The sequence below is a fragment of the Streptomyces sp. LX-29 genome (genome assembly GCF_029541745.1).
Lineage (GTDB): Bacteria > Actinomycetota > Actinomycetes > Streptomycetales > Streptomycetaceae > Streptomyces.
This window is the reverse complement of the sequence record NZ_CP089746.1, coordinates 6,498,968-6,518,653: the sequence shown is the minus strand read 5'-3', so window position 1 is coordinate 6,518,653 and position 19,686 is coordinate 6,498,968. Positions and strand designations below refer to the sequence as shown.

The 19,686-nt window shown below is 75.5% G+C and carries 13 protein-coding genes and 2 pseudogenes; 5 read left to right on the top strand and 10 right to left on the bottom strand.

Annotated elements, in window-relative coordinates; genetic code table 11:
* Positions 1–62: 62 nt before the first annotated feature.
* Positions 63–2,174, top strand: a complete 2,112-nt coding sequence (locus tag LRS74_RS27450) for a transglycosylase domain-containing protein (protein ID WP_277743501.1) — start codon at positions 63–65, stop codon at positions 2,172–2,174.
* Positions 2,175–2,176: 2 nt separating this feature from the next.
* On the opposite strand, the gene LRS74_RS27445 is transcribed toward LRS74_RS27450, so the two are convergent.
* A complete protein-coding gene (locus LRS74_RS27445) occupies positions 2,177–3,472 on the bottom strand; it encodes a cation diffusion facilitator family transporter (protein ID WP_277743500.1) in 1,296 nt (431 codons plus the stop codon).
* A 146-nt stretch (positions 3,473–3,618) separates the two neighbouring features.
* Here LRS74_RS27445 and LRS74_RS27440 point away from each other — a divergent pair, with 146 nt between their 5' ends.
* Positions 3,619–4,497 carry a maleylpyruvate isomerase family mycothiol-dependent enzyme gene (locus LRS74_RS27440; protein ID WP_277743499.1) on the top strand — a complete coding sequence of 293 codons (879 nt, stop codon included), beginning with the start codon at positions 3,619–3,621 and terminating at the stop codon, positions 4,495–4,497.
* Positions 4,498–4,555: 58 nt separating this feature from the next.
* On the opposite strand, the gene LRS74_RS27435 is transcribed toward LRS74_RS27440, so the two are convergent.
* Positions 4,556–5,113 carry a TetR/AcrR family transcriptional regulator gene (locus LRS74_RS27435; RefSeq protein ID WP_277743498.1) on the bottom strand — a complete coding sequence of 186 codons (558 nt, stop codon included), beginning with the start codon at positions 5,111–5,113 and terminating at the stop codon, positions 4,556–4,558.
* 159 nt (positions 5,114–5,272) lie between these two features.
* Between LRS74_RS27435 and LRS74_RS27430 the strand changes: the two genes are divergently transcribed.
* Positions 5,273–5,692 carry a nuclear transport factor 2 family protein gene (locus tag LRS74_RS27430; protein WP_277743497.1) on the top strand — a complete coding sequence of 140 codons (420 nt, stop codon included), beginning with the start codon at positions 5,273–5,275 and terminating at the stop codon, positions 5,690–5,692.
* Between the two features lie 48 nt (positions 5,693–5,740).
* On the opposite strand, the gene LRS74_RS27425 is transcribed toward LRS74_RS27430, so the two are convergent.
* Positions 5,741–6,841: a magnesium and cobalt transport protein CorA gene (locus LRS74_RS27425; RefSeq protein ID WP_277743496.1), complete on the bottom strand. Its 1,101-nt coding sequence runs from the start codon at positions 6,839–6,841 to the stop codon at positions 5,741–5,743.
* Positions 6,842–7,087: 246 nt separating this feature from the next.
* Positions 7,088–8,224: a S1 family peptidase gene (locus LRS74_RS27420; RefSeq protein WP_277743495.1), complete on the bottom strand. Its 1,137-nt coding sequence runs from the start codon at positions 8,222–8,224 to the stop codon at positions 7,088–7,090.
* Positions 8,225–8,533: 309 nt separating this feature from the next.
* Between LRS74_RS27420 and LRS74_RS27415 the strand changes: the two genes are divergently transcribed.
* Complete coding sequence (locus LRS74_RS27415) at positions 8,534–9,583, top strand: multicopper oxidase domain-containing protein (RefSeq protein WP_277743494.1); 1,050 nt, start codon at positions 8,534–8,536, stop codon at positions 9,581–9,583.
* A gap of 187 nt (positions 9,584–9,770) precedes the next feature.
* Positions 9,771–11,255 carry a glycosyl hydrolase gene (locus LRS74_RS27410; protein WP_277743493.1) on the top strand — a complete coding sequence of 495 codons (1,485 nt, stop codon included), beginning with the start codon at positions 9,771–9,773 and terminating at the stop codon, positions 11,253–11,255.
* Here the strand turns inward: LRS74_RS27410 and LRS74_RS27405 are convergent.
* The 6 genes and pseudogenes from LRS74_RS27405 to LRS74_RS27380 all read right to left on the bottom strand — a co-directional run.
* Positions 11,140–12,225: pseudogene (locus LRS74_RS27405) on the bottom strand (GNAT family N-acetyltransferase); the annotation flags it as partial. The gene LRS74_RS27410 and the pseudogene LRS74_RS27405 sit on opposite strands and share 116 nt — an antisense overlap.
* A complete protein-coding gene (locus LRS74_RS27400; protein ID WP_277743492.1) occupies positions 12,222–13,385 on the bottom strand; it encodes a hypothetical protein in 1,164 nt (387 codons plus the stop codon). The gene LRS74_RS27400 and the pseudogene LRS74_RS27405, both read right to left, overlap by 4 nt.
* 8 nt (positions 13,386–13,393) lie before the next feature.
* Positions 13,394–14,590 (bottom strand): glycosyltransferase, encoded by a 1,197-nt coding sequence (locus LRS74_RS27395; protein ID WP_277743491.1) that lies wholly within the window; start codon positions 14,588–14,590, stop codon positions 13,394–13,396.
* 1,016 nt (positions 14,591–15,606) lie between these two features.
* A pseudogene (locus LRS74_RS27390) lies at positions 15,607–16,308 on the bottom strand (polysaccharide deacetylase family protein); the annotation flags it as partial.
* Positions 16,298–17,902 (bottom strand): lipid II flippase MurJ, encoded by a 1,605-nt coding sequence (locus tag LRS74_RS27385; protein ID WP_277743490.1) that lies wholly within the window; start codon positions 17,900–17,902, stop codon positions 16,298–16,300. The gene LRS74_RS27385 and the pseudogene LRS74_RS27390, both read right to left, overlap by 11 nt.
* Before the next feature lie 329 nt (positions 17,903–18,231).
* The gene (locus LRS74_RS27380; RefSeq protein WP_277744969.1) at positions 18,232–19,650 is read right to left on the bottom strand and encodes an O-antigen ligase family protein; all 1,419 of its coding nucleotides are present in this window, start codon (positions 19,648–19,650) and stop codon (positions 18,232–18,234) included.
* Between the last annotated feature and the right edge of the window lie 36 nt (positions 19,651–19,686).

Below are 19,686 nucleotides of genomic sequence, written 5' to 3'. Positions count from 1 at the left end.
CGAGGCCCGGCCGACGCCGAGCGGTGCGGTTCTGAAGATCTTCCCCGCGCAGCATGGCCCGCATGCGGATGAGGCGGATGCGGGTGACCGCGGTGGTGCGGCGGTGGGACGGTGCCGCGGCGGCGGGCAGGGCCCTGGCGAGGGCCAAGAAGGCGGTCGCGGCCGGGAGGTCCACGGCTGCCGAGAAGCCGGCCACGGCCACCGAGTCGGCCACCGCCCCGTCGGCCACGGCGGCCGGGGAGCCGGCGACGACGGGCGCGTCCACGACGTCCGGACCGCCGGAGACGGCCGAGAGCTCCGCGAGCACCGCGGTGCTCCCGCGGGTCGGGAAGCCGGCGGCGGCCGGAGGGCCGGACGGACAGCGGCCGTCACGGCGCCGGAGGGCCGCGTCGAGACGGCCCATGTCGCGGCGGCAGAGGTCGAAGCGGCCGAAGAAGACCGGCTTCCGCCGCTTCTTCACCTGGCGGAAGCTGCTCGCCTACTTCTTCGGCTTCTGGGCGCTGCTGCTCGCGGGCTTCGCGGTGCTGTACTTCTCCATCGACATCCCCAAGGCCAACGCCCTGGCCAAGGCGCAGAGCAACGTCTACCTCTACAGCGACGGCACCGTGGCAGCCCGCACCGGCGAGATCAACCGGGAGAGCGTCGACCTCAGCAGGGTGCCCAAGGTGGTGCAGCGCGCCTTCGTCGCCGCCGAGAACAAGTCCTTCTACCAGGACCGGGGCGTCGACCCGGTGGGCGTGGCGCGCGGCCTGCTCAACACCGTGACCGGCAAGGGCACCCAGGGCGGCTCGACCATCACCCAGCAGTATGTGAAGAACTACTACCTGAGTCAGGACCAGACGGTCACCCGCAAGGTGAAGGAGCTGGTCATCGCGCTCAAGGTGGATCAGCGCAACTCCAAGGACGACATCCTCGCCGGCTATCTGAACACCAGTTACTTCGGCCGCAACGCGTACGGCATCCAGGCCGCGGCCCGCGCCTACTACGGCAAGGACGTGGAGAAGCTCACCGTGTCGGAGGGCGCCTACCTCGCGGCGCTGGTGCAGGCCCCCAGCCAGTACGACTGGGCCATCGCCGGCCCGGTCTCCCGCAAGCTGGTGAAGCAGCGCTGGAACTACGTCCTGAACAACATGGTCGAGGTGGGCTGGCTGGACCCGGGCGAGCGGCGGCGGCAGCGCTTCGCCGTGCCGCGCGCCCCCGAGCCCACCCCCGGCCTCGACGGCCAGGCCGGCTATCTGGTCGACGCGGCACGCCGCGAGCTGATCGCCTCCGGCGTCAGCGAGCAGGACCTGGCGGCGGGCGGCTGGACCATCACCCTCAGCGTCGACCCGGTGAAGCAGCGGGCCCTGGAGAAGGCGATCACCGACCGGGCGAAGAGCTCCGCCACGCAGGCGGGGGCGGTCTCGGTGGACCCGCGCACCGGCAAGGTGGTGGCGTTCTACGGCGGCCGCGACTACACCAGGCACTACATCAACAACGCCACCCGCACCGACTACCAGGTGGGATCCGCCTTCGAACCCCTGGTGCTGGCCGCCTCGCTGGAGCACGGCGACGGCACGGAGGACGTGACCCCGGGGAGGATCAAGCAGACCGCGGCGGACCTGGGCATGGATTCCAAGGCGCCCGGCTTCGACGCCGAGCGCTCCACCGAGCTCGGTCTGATGGGCAGCAGCCCGCTGGAGCTGGCCGGGGTGTACGCCACCCTCGACAACCACGGCCGGAAGGTCACACCCTCGGTGGTGGCGTCGGCCCAGCGCGGGCACGAGCGGGCCGAGCTGCCGGACCCGGTCGGCGACCACGTCATCTCACGCGGCACGGCCGACGCGGTGACCTTCGCGCTCGAGGCCGACGCGGTCAAGGGCAACGGCGTCCCCGCCTCCGTGCGGAACGTGCCGCAGGCCGTGGCGGGCGCGGCGGGCCGGTCCGACGACCGCAAGGCGGCATGGTTCATCGGCTACACGCCGGAACTGGTCACCGCGGTCGGGCTGTTCGGCGAGGACCCGAAGACCCAGAAGCAGATCCGCCTCAGGGGCGCCGGCGGGCCCGGCGACAGCAGCCACGCCCAGATCTGGAGCGCCTACACCCAGGAGGCGCTGCGCGGTTCGCGACCGGTGCGCTTCGACCTCGAGGACGGGGTGCCCGTCGAGTGGGCGGTCCCCAGCTCGACGGGCTGACGCTAGCCCGCGGGGCTCGTCCGATGGTGGGCGAGCAGGGCGTGCGGGTCGGGATCCGTGGCGGGCGAGGCCGCGTGGTCGATGTGGACGGTCGCGGCGCGGAGTCGCGGCACCGCGTGGATGACGGCGTGTTCCGCCTGGACGGCCAGGCGGTGCGCGGCCACCACGGTCAGCTCGGGACCGACGACGATGTCCGCCTCGGCCCGCAGTGCGTGGCCGATCCAGCGCATCCGGACCTGCCCCACGTCCCGCACCCCGGTCACCGAGCGCAGCGCCCGCTCGGCGGCGTCGACCAGGCCCGGGTCGACGGCGTCCATCAGCCGGTGGAAGACCTCACGGGCTGCGTCGCGCAGCACCGCGAGGATGGCTGCGCAGATCAGCAGTCCGACGATCGGGTCGGCCGCCGGCCAGCCGAACGCCGAGCCGGCGGCGCCGAGCAGCACGGCGAGGGAGGTGAAGCCGTCGGTGCGGGCGTGCAGCCCGTCGGCGACGAGCGCGGCGGAGCCGATGCGGCGGCCGGTGCGGATGCGATAGCGGGCCACCCACTCGTTGCCCGCGAAGCCGACCAGCGCCGCCCCGGCCACCGCCCCCACATGGCTGACCTCGCGCGGATCCAGCAGCCGCTGGACGGCCGTCCAGCCGGCGAAGGCGGCCGAGGCCGCGATGGTCAGCAGGATGACGACCCCGGCCAGGTCCTCCGCACGCCCGTAGCCGTAGGTGTAGCGGCGGTTGGCGGCGCGGCGGCCGAGGACGAAGGCGATGCCGAGCGGTACGGCGGTGAGCGCGTCGGCGGCGTTGTGCACGGTGTCGCCGAGCAGCGCCACCGAGCCGGACACCGCCACGATCAGCGCCTGGACGACGGTGGTGGCGCCCAGCACCGCCAACGAGATCCAGAGCGTGCGCATGCCCTCGGCCGAGGACTCCAACGCGGCGTCGACCTTGTCGGCGGCCTCGTGGGAGTGCGGCCGCGCCAGGTGCCGGAGCCGGTGCCACCGGCCGGACGCCGCGCCGTGGTCGTGGTCGTGCCCGTGATCGTGCCCGTGGTCGTGGTCCTGCCCGTGGTCTCGGTCGGGGTCGGGGTCGGGGTCGGGGTCGGGGTGGTGAGTGTGATGGCGGTCGTGGCCGTGGTCGTGGCGATGACCGCCACTACCGGGGTCGTGGCCACCGCCGTGACGCGGGTGGTCGGGGTGATCGGGGTGATCGGGGTGATCGGGGTGGTCGGGGTGGTCGGGGTGGTCGTCGCCGTGGCCGATCATCCGGCCCGGTATGTCCTCGTGAGCGTGCCCGCTGCCCTCCATGTCTCGTACGTTGGCACACCGAGCCCCTTGCGGCTACTGCCGTCATACGCCCGCTGACCAGGTGCGATGGACATGCAACTACCGGGTGTCGGCAGCGTGCGCGGCGCCCCGCGTAGGGCCGGGGAAACCTGGGTAGCGCCAAGGCCATGGACTACGTCCCTTATTTCCGCAGCGAGGCGCGGGCGTTCGAGGTGGCGGTCCGCCGGGCGGCCGAGGAGGACGGGGCGCCACTCGTCCCGTCCTGCCCCGACTGGACGGTGACCGATCTGATCGCGCACCTCTCCGGAGTGCATCGCACCGTCATCCACATCGTCAGGGAACGTCTGTCGCAGCCCCCGGACGTCGCGGCCCCGGAGTTCCTGGCCGACCTGCCGCCGGAGCGCACGGAGTGGCCGGCGTCGCTGGAGGACGCGCCCCACTTCGGTCCGGTGCCGGTGAGCCTGATCGACTGGTTCGGGGGCGGGGCGGCCGTGTTGGAGTCGCTCTTCACCACGCGGGACCTGAGCGAGGAGGTGTGGACCTTCGGCCGGGACCGGAGCATCGGCTTCTGGCTGCTGACGCAGACCATCGAGACGGCCGTGCACCGCTGGGACGCGGAGGGTGCGATCGGGACGCCCCGGCCGATGCCGACCGGGCTGGCGACGGCCGCCGTCGGGCACACCTTCGAGGTGATGGCGCCGGCCCGGCGCCAGTGGCTGGGGGCCCCGCCCGGCGCGGGCGAACGGTTCGGCTTCCGGCAGAGCGACGGCCCCGGGCGGTGGACGGTGTGCTTCGAGGGGGACGAGATCCGGCTCGCCGGTGGGCCACACTGCCTCGGCGGCACGTCCCAAGCCCCCGACGCCACCGACGCCACCGACGCCACCGACGCCTGCGACGCCTGCGACGCCTGCGACGTCGAGCTCACCGGGACGGCCTCCGATCTGATGCTCTTCCTGTGGCAGCGGGTGCCCGCCGAGCGGCTCGACGCCGTGGCCGGCGACCGAGCGATGGTGGACCGCTACTTCACGCTCGTCCCACCCAGGTGAGACGGGGCGCGGCCGCCGCGCCACCACGTCCGGCCCCGGCCGCGGCGCCCGGGCGCGCTCAGCCCGCCGCGTCCATCAGCGCCCGCGCTGCCTCGCGCGCCTGACGCGCGGGCTCGGGGCCGCCGGAGACGGCGGCCGTGGTGATGGCGCCCTCGGCCAGCAGGAAGAGCTGGTCGGTGAGGTGCTCGGGCAGTCCGGCGGCGGCCACCAGGCCCGACAGATAGTCCCGGAAGGCGGCCTTGTGGGCGCGGGCGGCTTCGGCCACCGGCTCCGAGGCGGCGCCCAGCTCCCCGAAGGAGTTGACGAAGGCGCAGCCGCGGAAGTCCGGCTCCCGGAACCAGCGGTCGAGCCAGTCGTAGACCGCCAGGATCCGCTCGCGCGGGGCCTCCGTGACCGCCGCGACCTGCCGTGTCAGCTCCGCGCGCCAGCGTTCGTCGCGCCGGTGCAGATACGCCAGCACCAGGGTGTCCTTGGAGGGGAACAGCTGGTACAGGCGCTTGAGCGAGACCCCGGAGGCGGACCGGATCTGGTCCATGCCCACCGTCTGAAGGCCCCGGCCGTAGAAGAGCGCCTCGGCTGCGTCGAGGACCTTCGTCTCCAGCGTCGCGGTTTCCATGTCACCCCTCGCCCTGCGTGAGTCCGTACCGGCGCGGGCCGGCCGTGGACTCCCCTTGCATGAGAATCATCGTTCTCCTAGGCTACCGCGCAGCGGGGAGAACGATCGTTCTCCAGCTGGCACACCCCTCCACACCCCCGATCGCACAAGGGAGCACCGATGACCGTCACCCGTCCGCCACTGCCGCCGTTCACCGCCGAGACCGCCCAGCAGAAGGTCCGCGCGGCCGAGGACGCCTGGAACAGCAGGGACCCCGAGCGGGTCGCGCTCGGCTACACCCCGGACTCCGAATGGCGCAACCGCGACGTCTTCCTCAACGGGCGCGCCGAGATCGTGGAGTTCCTGACCGCGAAGTGGGAGCGCGAGCTGGACTACCGGCTGCGCAAGGAGCTGTGGGCGTACTCCGACCACCGCATCGCGGTGCGCTTCGAGTACGAGTGGCACGACCACGACGGCCAGTGGTACCGCTCGTACGGCAACGAGAACTGGGAGTTCGACGAGCACGGGCTGATGCGGCGGCGTTACGCCTCCATCAACGACCTCGCGATCACCGCGGAGGAGCGCCGCATCGCCCTCTGAGGGTCACGGCCGCGGGCCACAGCCCAGGGGCAGGGCCGAGGCCACGGTTCACAGCCAGCCGTTGCGCCGGAAGCCCCGGTGGATGGCGAAGCACGCGACCGCGATCACCGACAGCGCGAGCGGATAGCCGAACCGCCACCGGAGCTCCGGCATGTGGTCGAAGTTCATGCCGTAGACACCGCAGACCATGGTGGGCACGGCGATGATGGCCGCCCAGGCCGTGATCTTGCGCATGTCCTCGTTCTGGGCGACGGTCACCTGCGCCAGATGGGCCTGGAGGATGGAGTTCAGCAGCTCGTCGAAGGAGGCGACCTGCTCGGTGACCCGGGCCAGGTGGTCGGCGACGTCGCGGAAGTACTTCTGTATGTCCGGGTCGACCAGCCGCATGGGCTGGGTGGCCAGCTGCTGCAGTGGGCGGTCGAGCGGTGCCACCGCTCGCTTCAGCTCCAGCAGTTCGCGCTTGAGCTGGTAGATCCGCCCCGGGTCGCCGGTGCCGCGCTCACCGACGCGGGGGGCGAAGACCTCGGTCTCCACCTGGTCGATGTCGTCCTGGACCGCCTCGGCGACCGCGAGGTAGTCGTCGACGACATGGTCGGCGATGGCGTGCAGCACGGCCGAGGGCCCCTTGGCCAGCTGGCCGGGGTCGGCCTCCAGCTCCTCGCGCAGCGGCCCGAGCGAGCCGTGTCGCCCGTGCCGTACGGTGATCACGAAGTCCGGGCCGGTGAACACCATGATCTCGCCGGTGTCCACCACCTCGCTGGTCGCGGTGAGCTGGTCGTGCTCGACGTAGCGCACGGTCTTGAAGACGGCGAACAGGGTGTCGTCGTACCGCTCCAGCTTGGGCCGCTGATGCGCGTGGACGGCGTCCTCCACCGCCAGCGGATGCAGCCCGAACAGCTTGGCGATGTCCGCGAACTCCACCTCGGTGGGCTCGTGCAGCCCGATCCACACGAAGCCTCCGGCGGCCCTGCGCACCCGCTCGATCGCCTCGCCCGCGGGGCAGGCCCCCGACTGCCGGGCCCCGTCGAGGTAGGCCACGCAGTTCACCACCGAGGTGCCCAGGGGTGAGCGGGCGGGGTGGCTGAGGTCGACGCGGCGGCGCCGTAGCGGAAGCCGCACCGCCTTGCGGAGGTGACGTGCCATGGACATGTGGTGCTCCTTCGGATGGGACCGGGCCAGTCTCGCAGGAGCGGGCGCGACACGGGGAGCCGGCCGCACCGGTGGGTCCACCGCCGCTTCGGCCCTGCCGGGTCCGGAGCCGGCAGTGCCCCCGGCCGTCGGCGGCCGGGGGCACTGTGTCACGAGGGGAGGCCGGGGCCCCGGGCACGGGGCAGGGAGGGATGCCCGGGGCCCCGGCGGAGGGAGGGCGCGCGGGGGCCGACCCGACGGTTCCGGTCAGTTCACCGGTCCGCCGTCGCCGGGCGCCTCACCGCCCCCGACCGGGAGTTCGGCGCCCGTGGCGGCCAGCGCCGCGGACACCGGCTGGAAGAAGGTCTCGCCGCCCTGCGTGCAGTCGCCGCTGCCGCCGGAGGTCAGCCCCACCGCGGCGTCGCCGGAGAACATCGCGCCGCCGCTGTCCCCGGGCTCGGCGCAGACGTCGGTCTGGATGAGGCCGGTGACGATCTGGCCGTCGCCGTAGTTGACCGTGGCGTCCAGACCGGTGACGGTCCCCTCGCTCAGCCCGGTGGTGGAGCCGGAGCGTTGCACCGGCATGCCCACGCTGGCCTCGGCGACGCGGGTGATGGGCTGGGTGGAGCCGTCCTGGAGGTCGACGCTGCTGGTGGCCGGGACGGCCTGGTCGTCGTAGGTCACCAGGGCGAAGTCGCTGCCGGGGAACTCGGAGCTGCGCACGGTGCCCACCGGCTGGCCCCCCTGGTCCACGCTCCAGGACCGGGAGGCGTTGCCGCAGTGGCCGGCGGTGAGGAAACCGGGCGCCCCGTCGACGACGACGTTGAAGCCGAGCGAGCAGCGGGAGCCGCCGCCGAAGATGGCGTCCCCGCCGTCCAGCGCCTCGTTGCCCGCGAAGGTGCGGAACTCCCCAGCGGACCGCTTCACGGTCACCAGGCCGTCCATCCGTTCCGCGGCCGAGGTGACCGTGGTCAGTTCGGCTCCGGTCACCGTGCGGTCGGCGAGGACCACGACGCGGTTGCTGCGCGGGTCGATGGACCAGGCGGTGCCGGGCACGGCCGCCTTGTCGCCGAGGACGCGGGTGGCGGCGCGCAGTTCGGCGGTACTGTTCCGCACGGTCCGGGCCACCGCGCCCTGGTCGCGCACCCGTCCTGCGGAGTCGGCGTCCAGCACGTTCACCACCAGCCGCCGGGCGTCGGCGTCGTAGTACCAGCCGGCCGCGTTCTCGCCGAGGTCGCCGGTGAGCGTGGAGGCGAGCCGCGCGGCGGAGGGGCCGCTGAGCGTGCGCGGTCCGGAGGGGGTGTCGGGGGCGTCCGGGCTGGCGTTGGCCTGGGGGAGCAGGATCGCCCCCGTCACGAGCGCGGCGATGCCGGCGCCGACTATGACACCTGTCCTCTTGTTCACACGTCGGTGGCTCAACTCTCGACCTCCAGTCGGGGATACCTGGCCATCCAGTCGTACGCGGACGCGCTCGCCCCGGTCTCAGGGCCGCTCAAGGTGTGATGAATTCCGTCCGCGGGGGCGCGGCGGTGGGTAGGCTCCCGCGGTTTGACTGCGAGTCAGCTCGGGCCGGCCGGGGTCGCCGCCGTGGTGAGTCCATGGCTTTACGCATATTTTTGATATGTTATGTCCGCATTGATCCAACCGAACCAACCGATCTACGCGGTTCCCCCGCGCTCAGGCGCCCCGGGGAACCCGCGAGCCGGGAGAGCGATGAGTGAGGCAGAAGTCGGCGGCGCGCCCCGACGCACCTTCAGCAGACGGCTGTTCACGGGCGGCGCGGCCGCCGCCGCGGTATCCCCCTTCGGCCTCGCCCCCGCGTCGGCGCGGAGCAACCCCCGGGAGCCGGAGGCCCCCGGGCCGGGCGGCGCCCCCCTCGAGCCGGAAGCGCCCCAGTCGCCGGACAGTCCGGCCGCCCGCCGGCTGCGCCGGGTCACCCGGGCCGGCGGCGAGGTGCACCGGATGCGGCTCTACGCGGAGCGGCTGCCCAACGGGCAGATGGGGTACGGGCGGGAGCGGGGCAAGGCGACGATCCCCGGCCCGGTGATCGAGATGGTGGAGGGCGACACCCTGCACATCGAGTTCGAGAACACCATGGACACCACATGCAGCCTGCACCCGCACGGCCTCGACTACGACATCGACAGCGACGGCACCTTCCACCAGGGCGGCGCGGTGCGGCCGGGTGAGCGCCGCGTCTACACCTGGCGCAGCCACGCCCCCACCCAGCGCCCGGACGGCACCTGGCGCGGCGGCAGCGCCGGCTACTGGCACTACCACGACCACATGGTGGGCACCCCGCACGGCACCGGGGGCCTCCGCCGGGGCCTGTACGGCCCGGTGGTCGTCCGCCGCAAGGGCGACATCCTGCCGGACCGGCAGTTCACGATCGTCTTCAACGACACCAAGATCAACAACCTGCGGGAGGGGCCCAACCTCCGGGCCACCATGGGCGACCGGGTCGAGATCATCATGATCACGCACGGCAAGCTCTTCCACACCTTCCATCTGCACGGCCACCGTTGGGCGGACAACCGCACGGGCATGCTGGCCGGCCTGGGCGACCCCAGCCGGATCATCGACAACAAGGTGACCGGGCCCGCCGACTCCTTCGGCTTCCAGGTGATCGCGGGCGAGGACGTCGGCCCCGGCGCCTGGATGTACCACTGCCATGTGCAACCCCACTCCGACCACGGCATGGCCGGGCTGTTCCTGGTCTCCGACCAGGAGGGCGTCGTCCCCACCCGCGAGCACCTCCGCTGACCCGAAGGCGTGGGGAGATGAGCGGGCGTTTGCGGCGGAGGGCCGGCGTGGCTGGGGTGATACACCGGACCTCCGCCGCCGGGGACCTCCGCCGGGGACGGGGGACGCCCGAGGTCACCGCCGTCCGGAGTGGTCGCGGGCGACGGCGTCCGTGATCATGTCTAGCCGCGCCCACCGAGGACCCGCAATGGCCTTTCAGGAAACTGCCGGCTCCGCCGGGGACCCGCGTCGCCCCCGGGCGCGGGCGGCCCGACACCGGGCCCCGGCCCGGTATCGGCGCACCGGCCCGGCGCCCCTTCGACGACGCTTCGACCCGACGGCCCTCCGACGGCGCTTCGACCCGGCGACCCTCCGACGACGCTTCGACCCGGCGACCGTTCGACGGCGCTTCGACGCGACGGCCCTTCGGCGAGGCTCCGGGCGGGCGCACCGGCCCGGGCGGCACCGCGGCCCGGGCAGCAGGCTCGCCTCCGCCGCCTCCATCGCGGTCGCCGCCCTGCTGGTATGGACGGCGGCGGCCATCGCCCCCGCCGCCCGCCCCGACCGGCCCGCCGCGCCACCGCGGGCCGCCCGGGGTGGGCCGGCCTGGGGCGCCTTCCTGGGCTCGGGCCCGGAGGGCGTGGCGCGGCTGTCGGCGCTGCGCGACTGGAGCGGCCACGACGCGGCGCTGCGGGTGGGCCGCAGCTATCTGCCGGGCGGCAACTGGTCGGACATCCGCGGCGAGGTGACGCTGCTGCCCGCCTGGGCCCGCTGGCGCCGGGCCGCCGCCGACCGCCTCTTCGTGCTCAACGTGCCCATGCTGCCGCGCAACGAGGCGCGCGTGCCGGACGACACGGTGCGCACCCTGCTGACGGCCGGCGCCGACGGGGCCTACGACGCGCACTTCCGGGCGCTGGCCGAGCGCCTGGTCGCGCTCGGCGTCCCCGACACGGTCCTGGTGTTGGGCTGGGAGATGAACGGCACCACCTACACCGGCCGCTGCGCCCCCGACCCGGAGGCGTGGAAGGCGTACTGGCGACGGATCGTCACACGGATGCGCGCCGTTCCGGGGCAGCGCTTCCGGTTCGACTTCGCGCCCAGCCGGGGCCGGGACGCGATCCCCTGGCCGGACTGCTACCCCGGCGACGACGTCGTCGACATCGTCGGCATGGACTCCTACGACCAGCCGCCGGGGGACACCTTCGCCGAACAGGTGGAGCAGCCGTACGGGCTGCGCGACCAGGTGGAGTTCGCCGCGCGGCACGGCAAGCCCCACTCGTATCCGGAGTGGGGCCTGTTCCGCCACGGCGACAACCCGGAGTACATGCGCGGCATGCTCGACTGGTTCGCCCGACACCCGCCGCTCTACCAGAGCATCACGGACTACTGCCCGCACGGGGTGTGGCGCTGCCGGCGGAACCCCGAGGCGGCGCGGGTCTTCCGGGACCGGACGACGGGCGCGGAGCCGCCGGGCGCGGGGCACGCGCGGGAGGGGGGAGCCGCCGGGCCGGCGCGGCCCGGCGCCGGCCCGCCCCGAACGGGGTCCACTGCCGCAGCCCCCGAAGACGCTTCCCCACCGCCGGCAGCCGGTCGCGGAGCACGCCCGCCGCGCGGGACCGGAGCGCCGACTGGGCCGCGTAACGGCGCAGCTCCCAGCCCCGGCCGCGGCGGGCCAGCAGCAGCCGCTGATTGACGACGGTGTCCGGCCGCCAGTGCCGCTTGTACGGCTCGGTGCCGCGCAGCATGCTGAGCACGGGCCGGCCGGCGGCGACGGCGTGCTCGGTGTCGTGGCGCAGCAGCATGGCGGTGATGTCCGCCTTCATCGCGCGCAGGTCGGGATGGGCGCCGTACAGGTAACCGCCCGACATCCGCGGAGACATGAGGGTGACGTCGGCGGCGAGCACCCGCCTGTCGATCCGGTACTCGGTGAGCTGGGCGCCCCCGGAGGCGACCAGTCGGCGGGTGGCGCGGGTGAGGTGCTCGGCGAAGCGCGACGAGAGGTGCTCGGGGGTGACCCCCCGGCCCTCCCACTGCCGGCCGTGCAGCTCCAGCAGGGTGGCGACGGACTCCGGGATCTCCTCGGCGGGCACGCTGCGGTGCTCGATGCCGAGCGCGTCCAGCCGGCGCAGCTGGCGCCGGGTGCGGCGGGCGCTGGGCCCGGGCAACCGCTGGAGCAGCTCGGTCAGCGGCCGGCCGGGGAGTTCCAGGCACACCGAGTCGGCGAGGCGCCGCCGCGGACCGTCCCAGTGCGCGTAGAGCCGCTCGGCGGCCCCGCTGGGGCGCACCTCCCGCAGGTCGATCAGGGCCGGGCCGGCGGCCGCGCGGCGCAGCCCCCGGGCGAGCGCGGCCGCGGCGGCGTCCACGCAGTCGTCGTGCAGCAGGACGTCGCAGAAGTCGGAGACGGCCCCGCCGAGCGGCACCAGCACCGGGAGCGGCCGCCAGGCCAGCATCAGCGGGGCGACGCCCACCAGCCGCCCGTCCCGCCGAGCCAGTACCAGCCGCAGCCGCCCCCGCCGGCCGTACGACAGCCACCAGGAGTGGAGCCAGGCGTGGGTCTGGAAGGGGGTGGCGGTACGGCAGTGGCGGTAGAGCGCGTCCCACTCCGCCGCCAGCGCGCCGAACCGCGCCGTGTCCCGGCACTCGGCCACGGTCCAGGTCGTCACCGGGCGCCTCCCGCCGGCTCGCCGGCGGGGGCGGGCACGCCGAGCGCGGCGAGGGGCTCGGGGCCGGCCGAGGACTCGGGGCCGGCGGAGGGCTCGGGCCCGGCGGGCGCGGCCGGGCCCGCGGTGGGGCGCTCACCGCGACGGCCGGACCGGGACGGGCGGACCAGCAGCGCGAGACAGCCGAGGACGGCACCCGCGCAGCCACCCACCGCCGTGGTGACGCGGGGCGCCGGGGTGCTGGGCGCGTCGGGCTCGAGGGCGGCGGCGAACCCGGTGACGCTGACACCGGTGCTCGCCGAGGCGGCGTTGGCCTTCCGGGTCAGCGCGCGGGCCACGGCGTTGGCGACGGCGGCCGCGCGGGCGGGCCGGGAGTCCGTGCCGGTGATCTCGATCAGCGGCGAGTCCGGGGAGGTCGACGTGCGCACCTTGTCGCGCAGCTCCGCCGCCGGCCGTCCGGTGAGGCGCTGCGCCTGGAGGAGCACGGCGCCGCCGGTGCCGATCCGCCCGTACGCCTGCGCGAAGCCGAGCGCGGTCGCGGGCTCGGAGTCCATGCCCGGCACCACGACGACATAGCCGGTGGCGGAGTACTGAGCCGGCGTCAACCATCCGTACGCCGCTCCCCCGGCCCCGCCGAGCGCCGTGCACAGCAACAGGATCAACCACCCCGGCATCCGGCGCCGGCGCGGCTCCGGCGCCCGGTCCCGTCGCCGCTGCCCACCGGGCGGCTCCGCGGCGGGCGTGCCCGGGTCCGGCTCGTCGCCCGGCAGACCGAGGTCACGTGGCGGAAGGCCGCCGCGGAGCGGCACGGCGGACGGGGCCCCGGCGGGTCCGGAGGGGCCGGGGTGTCCGTGCGGCCCGGAGAGGCCGGGGTGTGCTTGCGGCCCGGAGAGGCCGAAGGAGCCGGAGGCTTGAGCGGGGGCGGCCGCGGTGGCCCCCGGGAAGGGGGCGGTTGCGACGGGGGCGGTCGCGGCGAGGTGGGGACTTCCCGAGCCGTCCGCGGCGACGGACGGCGAGGCGACGAAGGGGGGCGGGCTGAGGCTCCGCGAGACGTCCGTGGCGCCGTCGGGCGGGGCGACGGGGGCGGTACGGGGCTCGCCGGTGGCGTCGGCGGGAGCGTCGGCGAGGGCGTCGGCGGGGTTGGTGTCGGTCATGTCGTTCACGTGGGCGCTCACTTCCTGGGGTCGGAGAGGGCGGGGAAGGGGCGGCGGGGCGCGGTGGGCACCGGTCCATGGCCACAGCGGTCCGGCCAGTGGGCGGAGGTGCGTTCGTACAGCGCCCGTAGGCGGTCGGCGGTGCGGGCGATGGAGTAGCGCTCGACCGCCGGCGGGACCGGGTGCCGCACCGGCCCGGCGGCGGCGAGCTCGCACAGCGCCTCGGCCAGGGCGGTGGCGTCCGGGGGGACGCGCCGGGCCCCGGGCGCGGCGTCGCGCGGGAGTTCGTCGATGGCCGGGCAGGCGATGTGCAGCACGGGCAGCCCGGCCGCGAGCGCCTCCACCACCGCGAGCCCGAAGGACTCCTGCGAGGACGGCGAGACGAAGACGTCCATCGCGGCGAGCAGCCCGGGGATGTCGGCGGCCCGGTCCCCGGTGGTCCCGACCGCGCCGTCGCGCTCCCCCAGCAGTCGGATCCGGCGGCGCGCCCCGAGCCGGTCGGCCAGCGCGCACAGCGTGGCGCGCTCCGGCCCGTCGCCGATCAGCAGCAGCCGCGCCTGGGGCACCGCGGCCACCGCCCGCACCAGCAGGTCGAACCGCTTGTCCGGCACCAACCGGCCCACCCCGCCCACCACGAAGTCGTGTTCCCCGAGGTCCAGCCGGTTGCGGGCGGCGGCGCGCGCGCCGGGCTCGAAGCGGAAGTGGCGGGCGTCGATGCCGTTCGGGATCAGGTGCACCCGGCCACTGGGCACGCCCCAGTCGCGCAGCCGGTCGGCGACGGTCGCCGAGACGGCCACGGTCGCGGAGCCGAGCCGCTCGGTGGCCAGGTAGAGCGCGCGCGTCCCGGAGGTGAGCGGGCGGCCCTCGATGCGGTTGCCGCCGAGGGAGTGTTCGGTGGCGATGACGGCCCGTACGCCCGCCAGTCGGGCGGCGACCCGGCCGAACACGCAGGCCCGGTAGAGGTGGGTGTGGATGAGGTCGTAGCCGCCGGCCTTGATGAGGTGGACCAGGCGGGGCAGCGCGCTCAGGTCGCGGTTGCCGCCCATGCCCAGGTGGGTGACGGGGGTGCCGTCGGAGCGGATGCCGTGGGCCACGGCACCGGGGTTGGTGAGGGTGACGACGTCGCAGCGGACCGGGAGGTGACGCAGCAGCAGCCGCAACTGCTGCTCGGCGCCCCCGGCGCCGAGGCCGGTGATGATGTGCAGCACTCTCATCGTTCCGCTCCCACCCCGGCGCCTGCGCCGGCGCCGGCTCCGGCCCGACCCTGGCCCGCCCGCTGCCGGCGCGCCGCGGCGGACGAAAGCCGCGCCGTGCCCGTCACCTCCGCGCGAACCTGCGGGGCGGGCGGAGCCACCCCGCCGGGGGGAGCGGCCCCGACCATGGGGGCGGCCCCGACCGTGGCGGGTCCGCCTAGGGCCGGGGCGGAAGCGACCCCGACCGTGGCGGGTCCGCCTAGGGCCGGGGCGGAAGCGACCCCGACCGTGGCGGGTCCGCCTAGGGCTGGGGCGGAAGCGACCCCGACCGTGGCGGGTCCGCCTAGGGCCGGGGCGGGAGCGATCCCAGCAGCGGGAGCGATCCCGGCAGCGCCGGGCGCGCCCTCCGACCCGAGAGCGACCCCGACCGTCGAAACGATGCTCGCGGGGACGACCCCGAGCGGGGCGGAAGCGACCCCGGCCGCGGGAGCGATCCCCGCTGCGGGGAGGGCGCCCGTGGGAATGGCGACGGCGGGAACGGCGGTCGCAGAAACGGCGGTCACAGGGGCGGCCCCCGCCGCGGGAACGGCGCCCGCCCCGCGAACGGCGACCCCGGGAACGGCCCCCGCGGAGGCGACCCCGACCCGAGCGGAACCAACCCCGACCACGGGAGCGACCCCGGCAGGACGGGCCACGCCTACGGGAGCACCCCCCGGGGAAGCGACCCCGGCAGCGCCGGGCGCGCGGCGCGCCCCGAGAGCGACCCCGACCGTCGAAGCGACGCCCGCGCGAGCACCACCCACCACGGGAGCCACCCCCGCCCCCGGAACGGCGACCACGGGAACGGCCCCCGCGGAGGCGACCCCGACCCGAGCGGAACCGACCCCCACCACGGGAGCGACCCCCGCCGCCGGCACGGCCACCGTGGGAGCCACCCCCGCCGCGGCCCCGGGCGTGCCGGCCGTCGTGGCAGCCCGCGTCGCGGCCGTCGTGTGGCACGCCGAGGCCGGGACGGCGCCCGCCGCGGTGTCCGCCGGCAGAGGGCGGCGGCGTAGGGGGTGCACCAGTTGCTTCAGCCGTAGGCGGAGCCCGGCGTCGCGGTCGTCCACGTGGACGCGGGGCAGCGCGTGGCGACCGGTGAGCCGGCCGGGGTCGATGGCACAGGCATAGCCGTAGCCGGCGGCCCGCACCGCCGCGACGCAGCGGCGGTCCAGGTGGCCGTACGGGTAGCAGAAGCCCTCCACCGGCACGCCGGTGATGCGCTCCAGTTCCTCCCGGCTGCCGGCCGTCTCCCCCCACAGGGTGGCGTCGTCGGCGGTCGGGAGCGAGGTGTGACGCCAGCCGTGGGAGCCGATCTCCATGCCCGCGGCGAGGGCCGCGCGGATGCCGTCCTCGGCGAGCAGCGGCTTGCGCGGGCCGTGCCGGTCCCAGGAGTTGTCACCGCCGAGCAACCCCGGCAGCACGAACACCGTGGCGGTGCAGCCGTATCCGCGCAGCAGCGGCACGGCCTGCTCGACGAAGTCGGCGTAACCGTCGTCGAAGGTGAGCCCGACCAGGCCGGCGCCGCGGCCGGCGGCGCGTTCGCGGAGCAGCTCGCCCACGGCGACCCCGCGCAGCCCGCGCCGGCGCAACCAGCGCAGCTGGCGGCGCAGCCGGTCGGGTGTGACGGTGACGCGGTAGGGATCACGCGTGTACGCGCTCACGGAGTGGTACATCAGCAGCCAGGGTTCATCGGACATGGCGCAGCTTTCGTTGGGCGGAGGCGAGCAGTTCCGGGACTTCCGGCGCGCGTACGGCCAGGGCCGTGACGGCGAAGACGACGGGTACGAGGAGGCATCCGGCCGCGACGGCGACCGGGGCGGAGGGGGCGAGCGGCGCGCCGGTGGCATCGGCCGCGGCGGCCCAGCCGACCGCCGCCGCCACGGCGGCCGCCAACGCCAGCCGGCCGAGCCCGGCCGCCACCCGGCCCACCCGGAGGGCGATCAGCCGGGCACCGAGCCCGCGCAGCAACAGCAGGGCGGTGACGCTGATGCCGCAGGCGTTGGCGGCGGCGATGCCGAGCACGCCCCAGTGCGGGGCGGTGGCGGCCCCCGCGGCGACGGTGGCGAGCAGTCCGACCGTCATCGAGGCGAGGGGGTACCAGGTGGGGCGGCCGGCGGAGCAGAACGGCCGGATCAGCGCGCCGACCAGGCTGTGGCCGAGCAGGCCGAGCGCGTACACCCGCATCACCGCGGCCGTCGCCGCGGTGTCGCGGGCCTCGAAGGCGCCGCGCTGGAAGAGCACTTCCACGATCTGCGGCGCATAGGCGATCACGTACGCGGTTCCGGCCAGCACCACCACCCCGGCGAGCGTCAGGTCCCGCTCCACCCGCCGCCGCGCCCGCTCCGCCTCGCCGTCCGCCATCGCGCGCGCCACCAGCGGGAAGGTCACCGTGCAGACCATCAGCGAGAGGACCATCGGCAGCTGGGCCACCTTCTGGGCGTAGTTGAGGTGGGAGATCGCACCGGCCGGCAGCCCCGAGGCGAGGTGGCGCTCGATGAGCACCTGCGACTGCCGCGCCAACGCGAACAGCGCGATGGGCACGACGGGTGCCAGTACGGCCCGGGCCCGCAGCGACGCCGCGGGGAGCGGCCCCTGGTCGCCCGGGCCCGAAGGTGCCGGGAGCGGCGGGGAGGCGGCGGGGAGGCGGAGCGGCAGCAGGCGGTGGCCGGCCGGGAGTTGCACGAGGACCATGAGGCAGCTGCCCACGGCCACCCCGGCCGCCGCGGCGGCCACCCCGTGCGTGGCGTGCAGCGTGAGGACGGTGGCCACGATGCCGACGTTGTACGCGACGTAGATGGCGGCGGGCGCCGGGTAGCTGTGGTGCGCGCGCAGCGCGGCGCTGAGGTAGCCGGCCACCCCGAAGGTCAGCACGGTCATGGCCGTGAGCCGGGTGCAGACGACCGCCGGCCCGGGATCGGCGAGGCCGGGCGCCAGCAGGTCCACCAGCGACGGCGCGGCGAGTCCGACCAGCACCGCGCCGCAGGACAGCGCGAGGAACAGCCGGGGCGCGGTCACCGCCAGCAGCCGGCGCACCGGGTCCGCGCGGTCGGCGCGCCCGGTGCCGCCGGCCGCGCGCAGCGAGAGGGCCAGGCTGAAGGCGGGGATCAGGGCCAGGGCCATGGCGTCCTCGATGAGGAGGGTCGCAGCGAGCTCGGGGACGGTCCACGCGACGAGAAAGGCGTCCGTCGCTCCCCCCGCGCCGAAGAGGTGCGCGATCAACTGGTCCCGTACGAGGCCGAACAGCGCCCCCGCCGCGGTCAGTCCGGCGGTCACCACGGCGGCCCGCGCCACGAACCTCTCCCCCGTGGGGCCCTCGGTCCGCTGGGCCCGCCCGGCCCGCCCGAATCGCTCGAATCGCTTGAATCGGCCGAACCGCTCGGCGCGGACGGCCGGCGGGGCGAGCGGGGCCTCTCTGGTGGGCGGGACGACGACGGCCGCCCCGGCGGGCCCGGCCAAGCCGGCGGGCCCCGTCAGGCCGGCCGGCCCGGTCGAGCCGGCGGGCGGCCTCGCCGCCAGGGCGGGTCCCACACCCGAACGCGCGGCTCCCGGGCTCTGGGCTCCCGGGGCCGCCCCCGCAGCCGTTCCCGTCGTCGCCGCCCGGCGGGAGGCCGCCGTGTCGCTCATCGCGCGGCCGCCGCGGGGTCGTCGAGTCGTGGGCTCAGCGCCCACCAGGTGGCGAGGCCCAGGAGCACGGCGGTGAGCGTGGTGGAGGGGCCACCGATGTCGGCGTAGGCGAAGTCCATCAACTGCCACAGCAGCAGGCCGACGGCGACCAGTCCGCAGGCGTCCGGGCGCCGGCCCGCGGCGCCACCGGTCACGCCTTCCCCGGCGGGCCGGCGGCCGGCGGGACGCAGCCGGCGGAGACCGAGAAGCAGGAGGGCCGCCCAGCTGCCGATGACGGCGGTGGCGCCCACCAGGCCCTGCTCGCTGAGCACCAGGAGGTACATGTTGTGTGGGGACAGCAGCGGTTGGCGCTGGAAGTCCAGGCCCGCGCCGGCGGTGTCGCTGCCCGCGGACAGGGCGATGGAGGCGTGTCCGTCGCGGTGGGCCGCGAAGCCCTTGAGCCCCACCCCGGTGGCGGGGGCGTCGCGCCAGATGCCGGTGGCCGCCGCCCACATGGTGTAGCGGTCGGAGACGGACTTGTCCGGGGAGTCGGTGACCTGCGTGATGCTCGTCAGCCGCTCGCCGACCAGACCGGATCCGGCTCCCGAGCCGACACCGCCGCCGACGCCGACGCCGGCCTGGCCGGGACCGCCGGCCCCGACCACCAGCACCACGGCCACGACGGCCGGCGCCGCGAGCGCGGCCAGCACCCCGAGGGCGCGCAGCCCGCGACGGCCGTCCGCGAGCAGCAGCATGGCGACCCCGGCGACGGCGGTGGCGATCCAGGCGCCCCGGCTGAACGACATCACCAGCGGCACCACCAGAAAGCCGGCCCCGACCAGGGCGGCGGGGCGCAGCCAGCGGGCCGCGCCGGGCGGCGGCGCCAGCGCCACGGCGAGCAGGACGAGCAGGCCATGGGCGACCAGGGCGGCCATGCCCATCACGTCCAGCGGGCCGAAGGTGCCCACGGCGCGGATGTCGACTCCGGCGTACGAGGCCCCGGTGCCGGTGAGGTACTGACGCAGCCCGATCACGCCCTGCACTCCGGCGGCCAGCACGAGCGCCCCCGCCACCAGCCAGAAGTCGCGGCGTGAACGCAGCAGGAGCAGCAGCGCGGCGGGGACGAGGACGAAGACCTGGAGGTAGCGCACGAAGCCGGTCAGCGCGGCCGCCGGGTCGTAGCCGGTGACGGTCGCCACGGCGAAGGCGACGACGGGCGCCGCCAGCACCAGCGCCGCGCGCCGGGTCAGCGGCCGGTCCCGGCGGCGCAGCGCGCTGACCGCGCAGCAGCCGACGAGCGCCGCGCTGGCCAGGTCGGCGGGGGTGACATGGATGGCCCCGGCCCCGCTCGCGTCCTCCCGGCCGGCCGGTACGCACAACAGCAGTACGGTCGCCACGGCGGGCACCACCCGCCAGGGCACGGCGCGCCGGCTCATGGCTCGCCACGCCGTGGTCCGTGGCGGGGCGCCGGG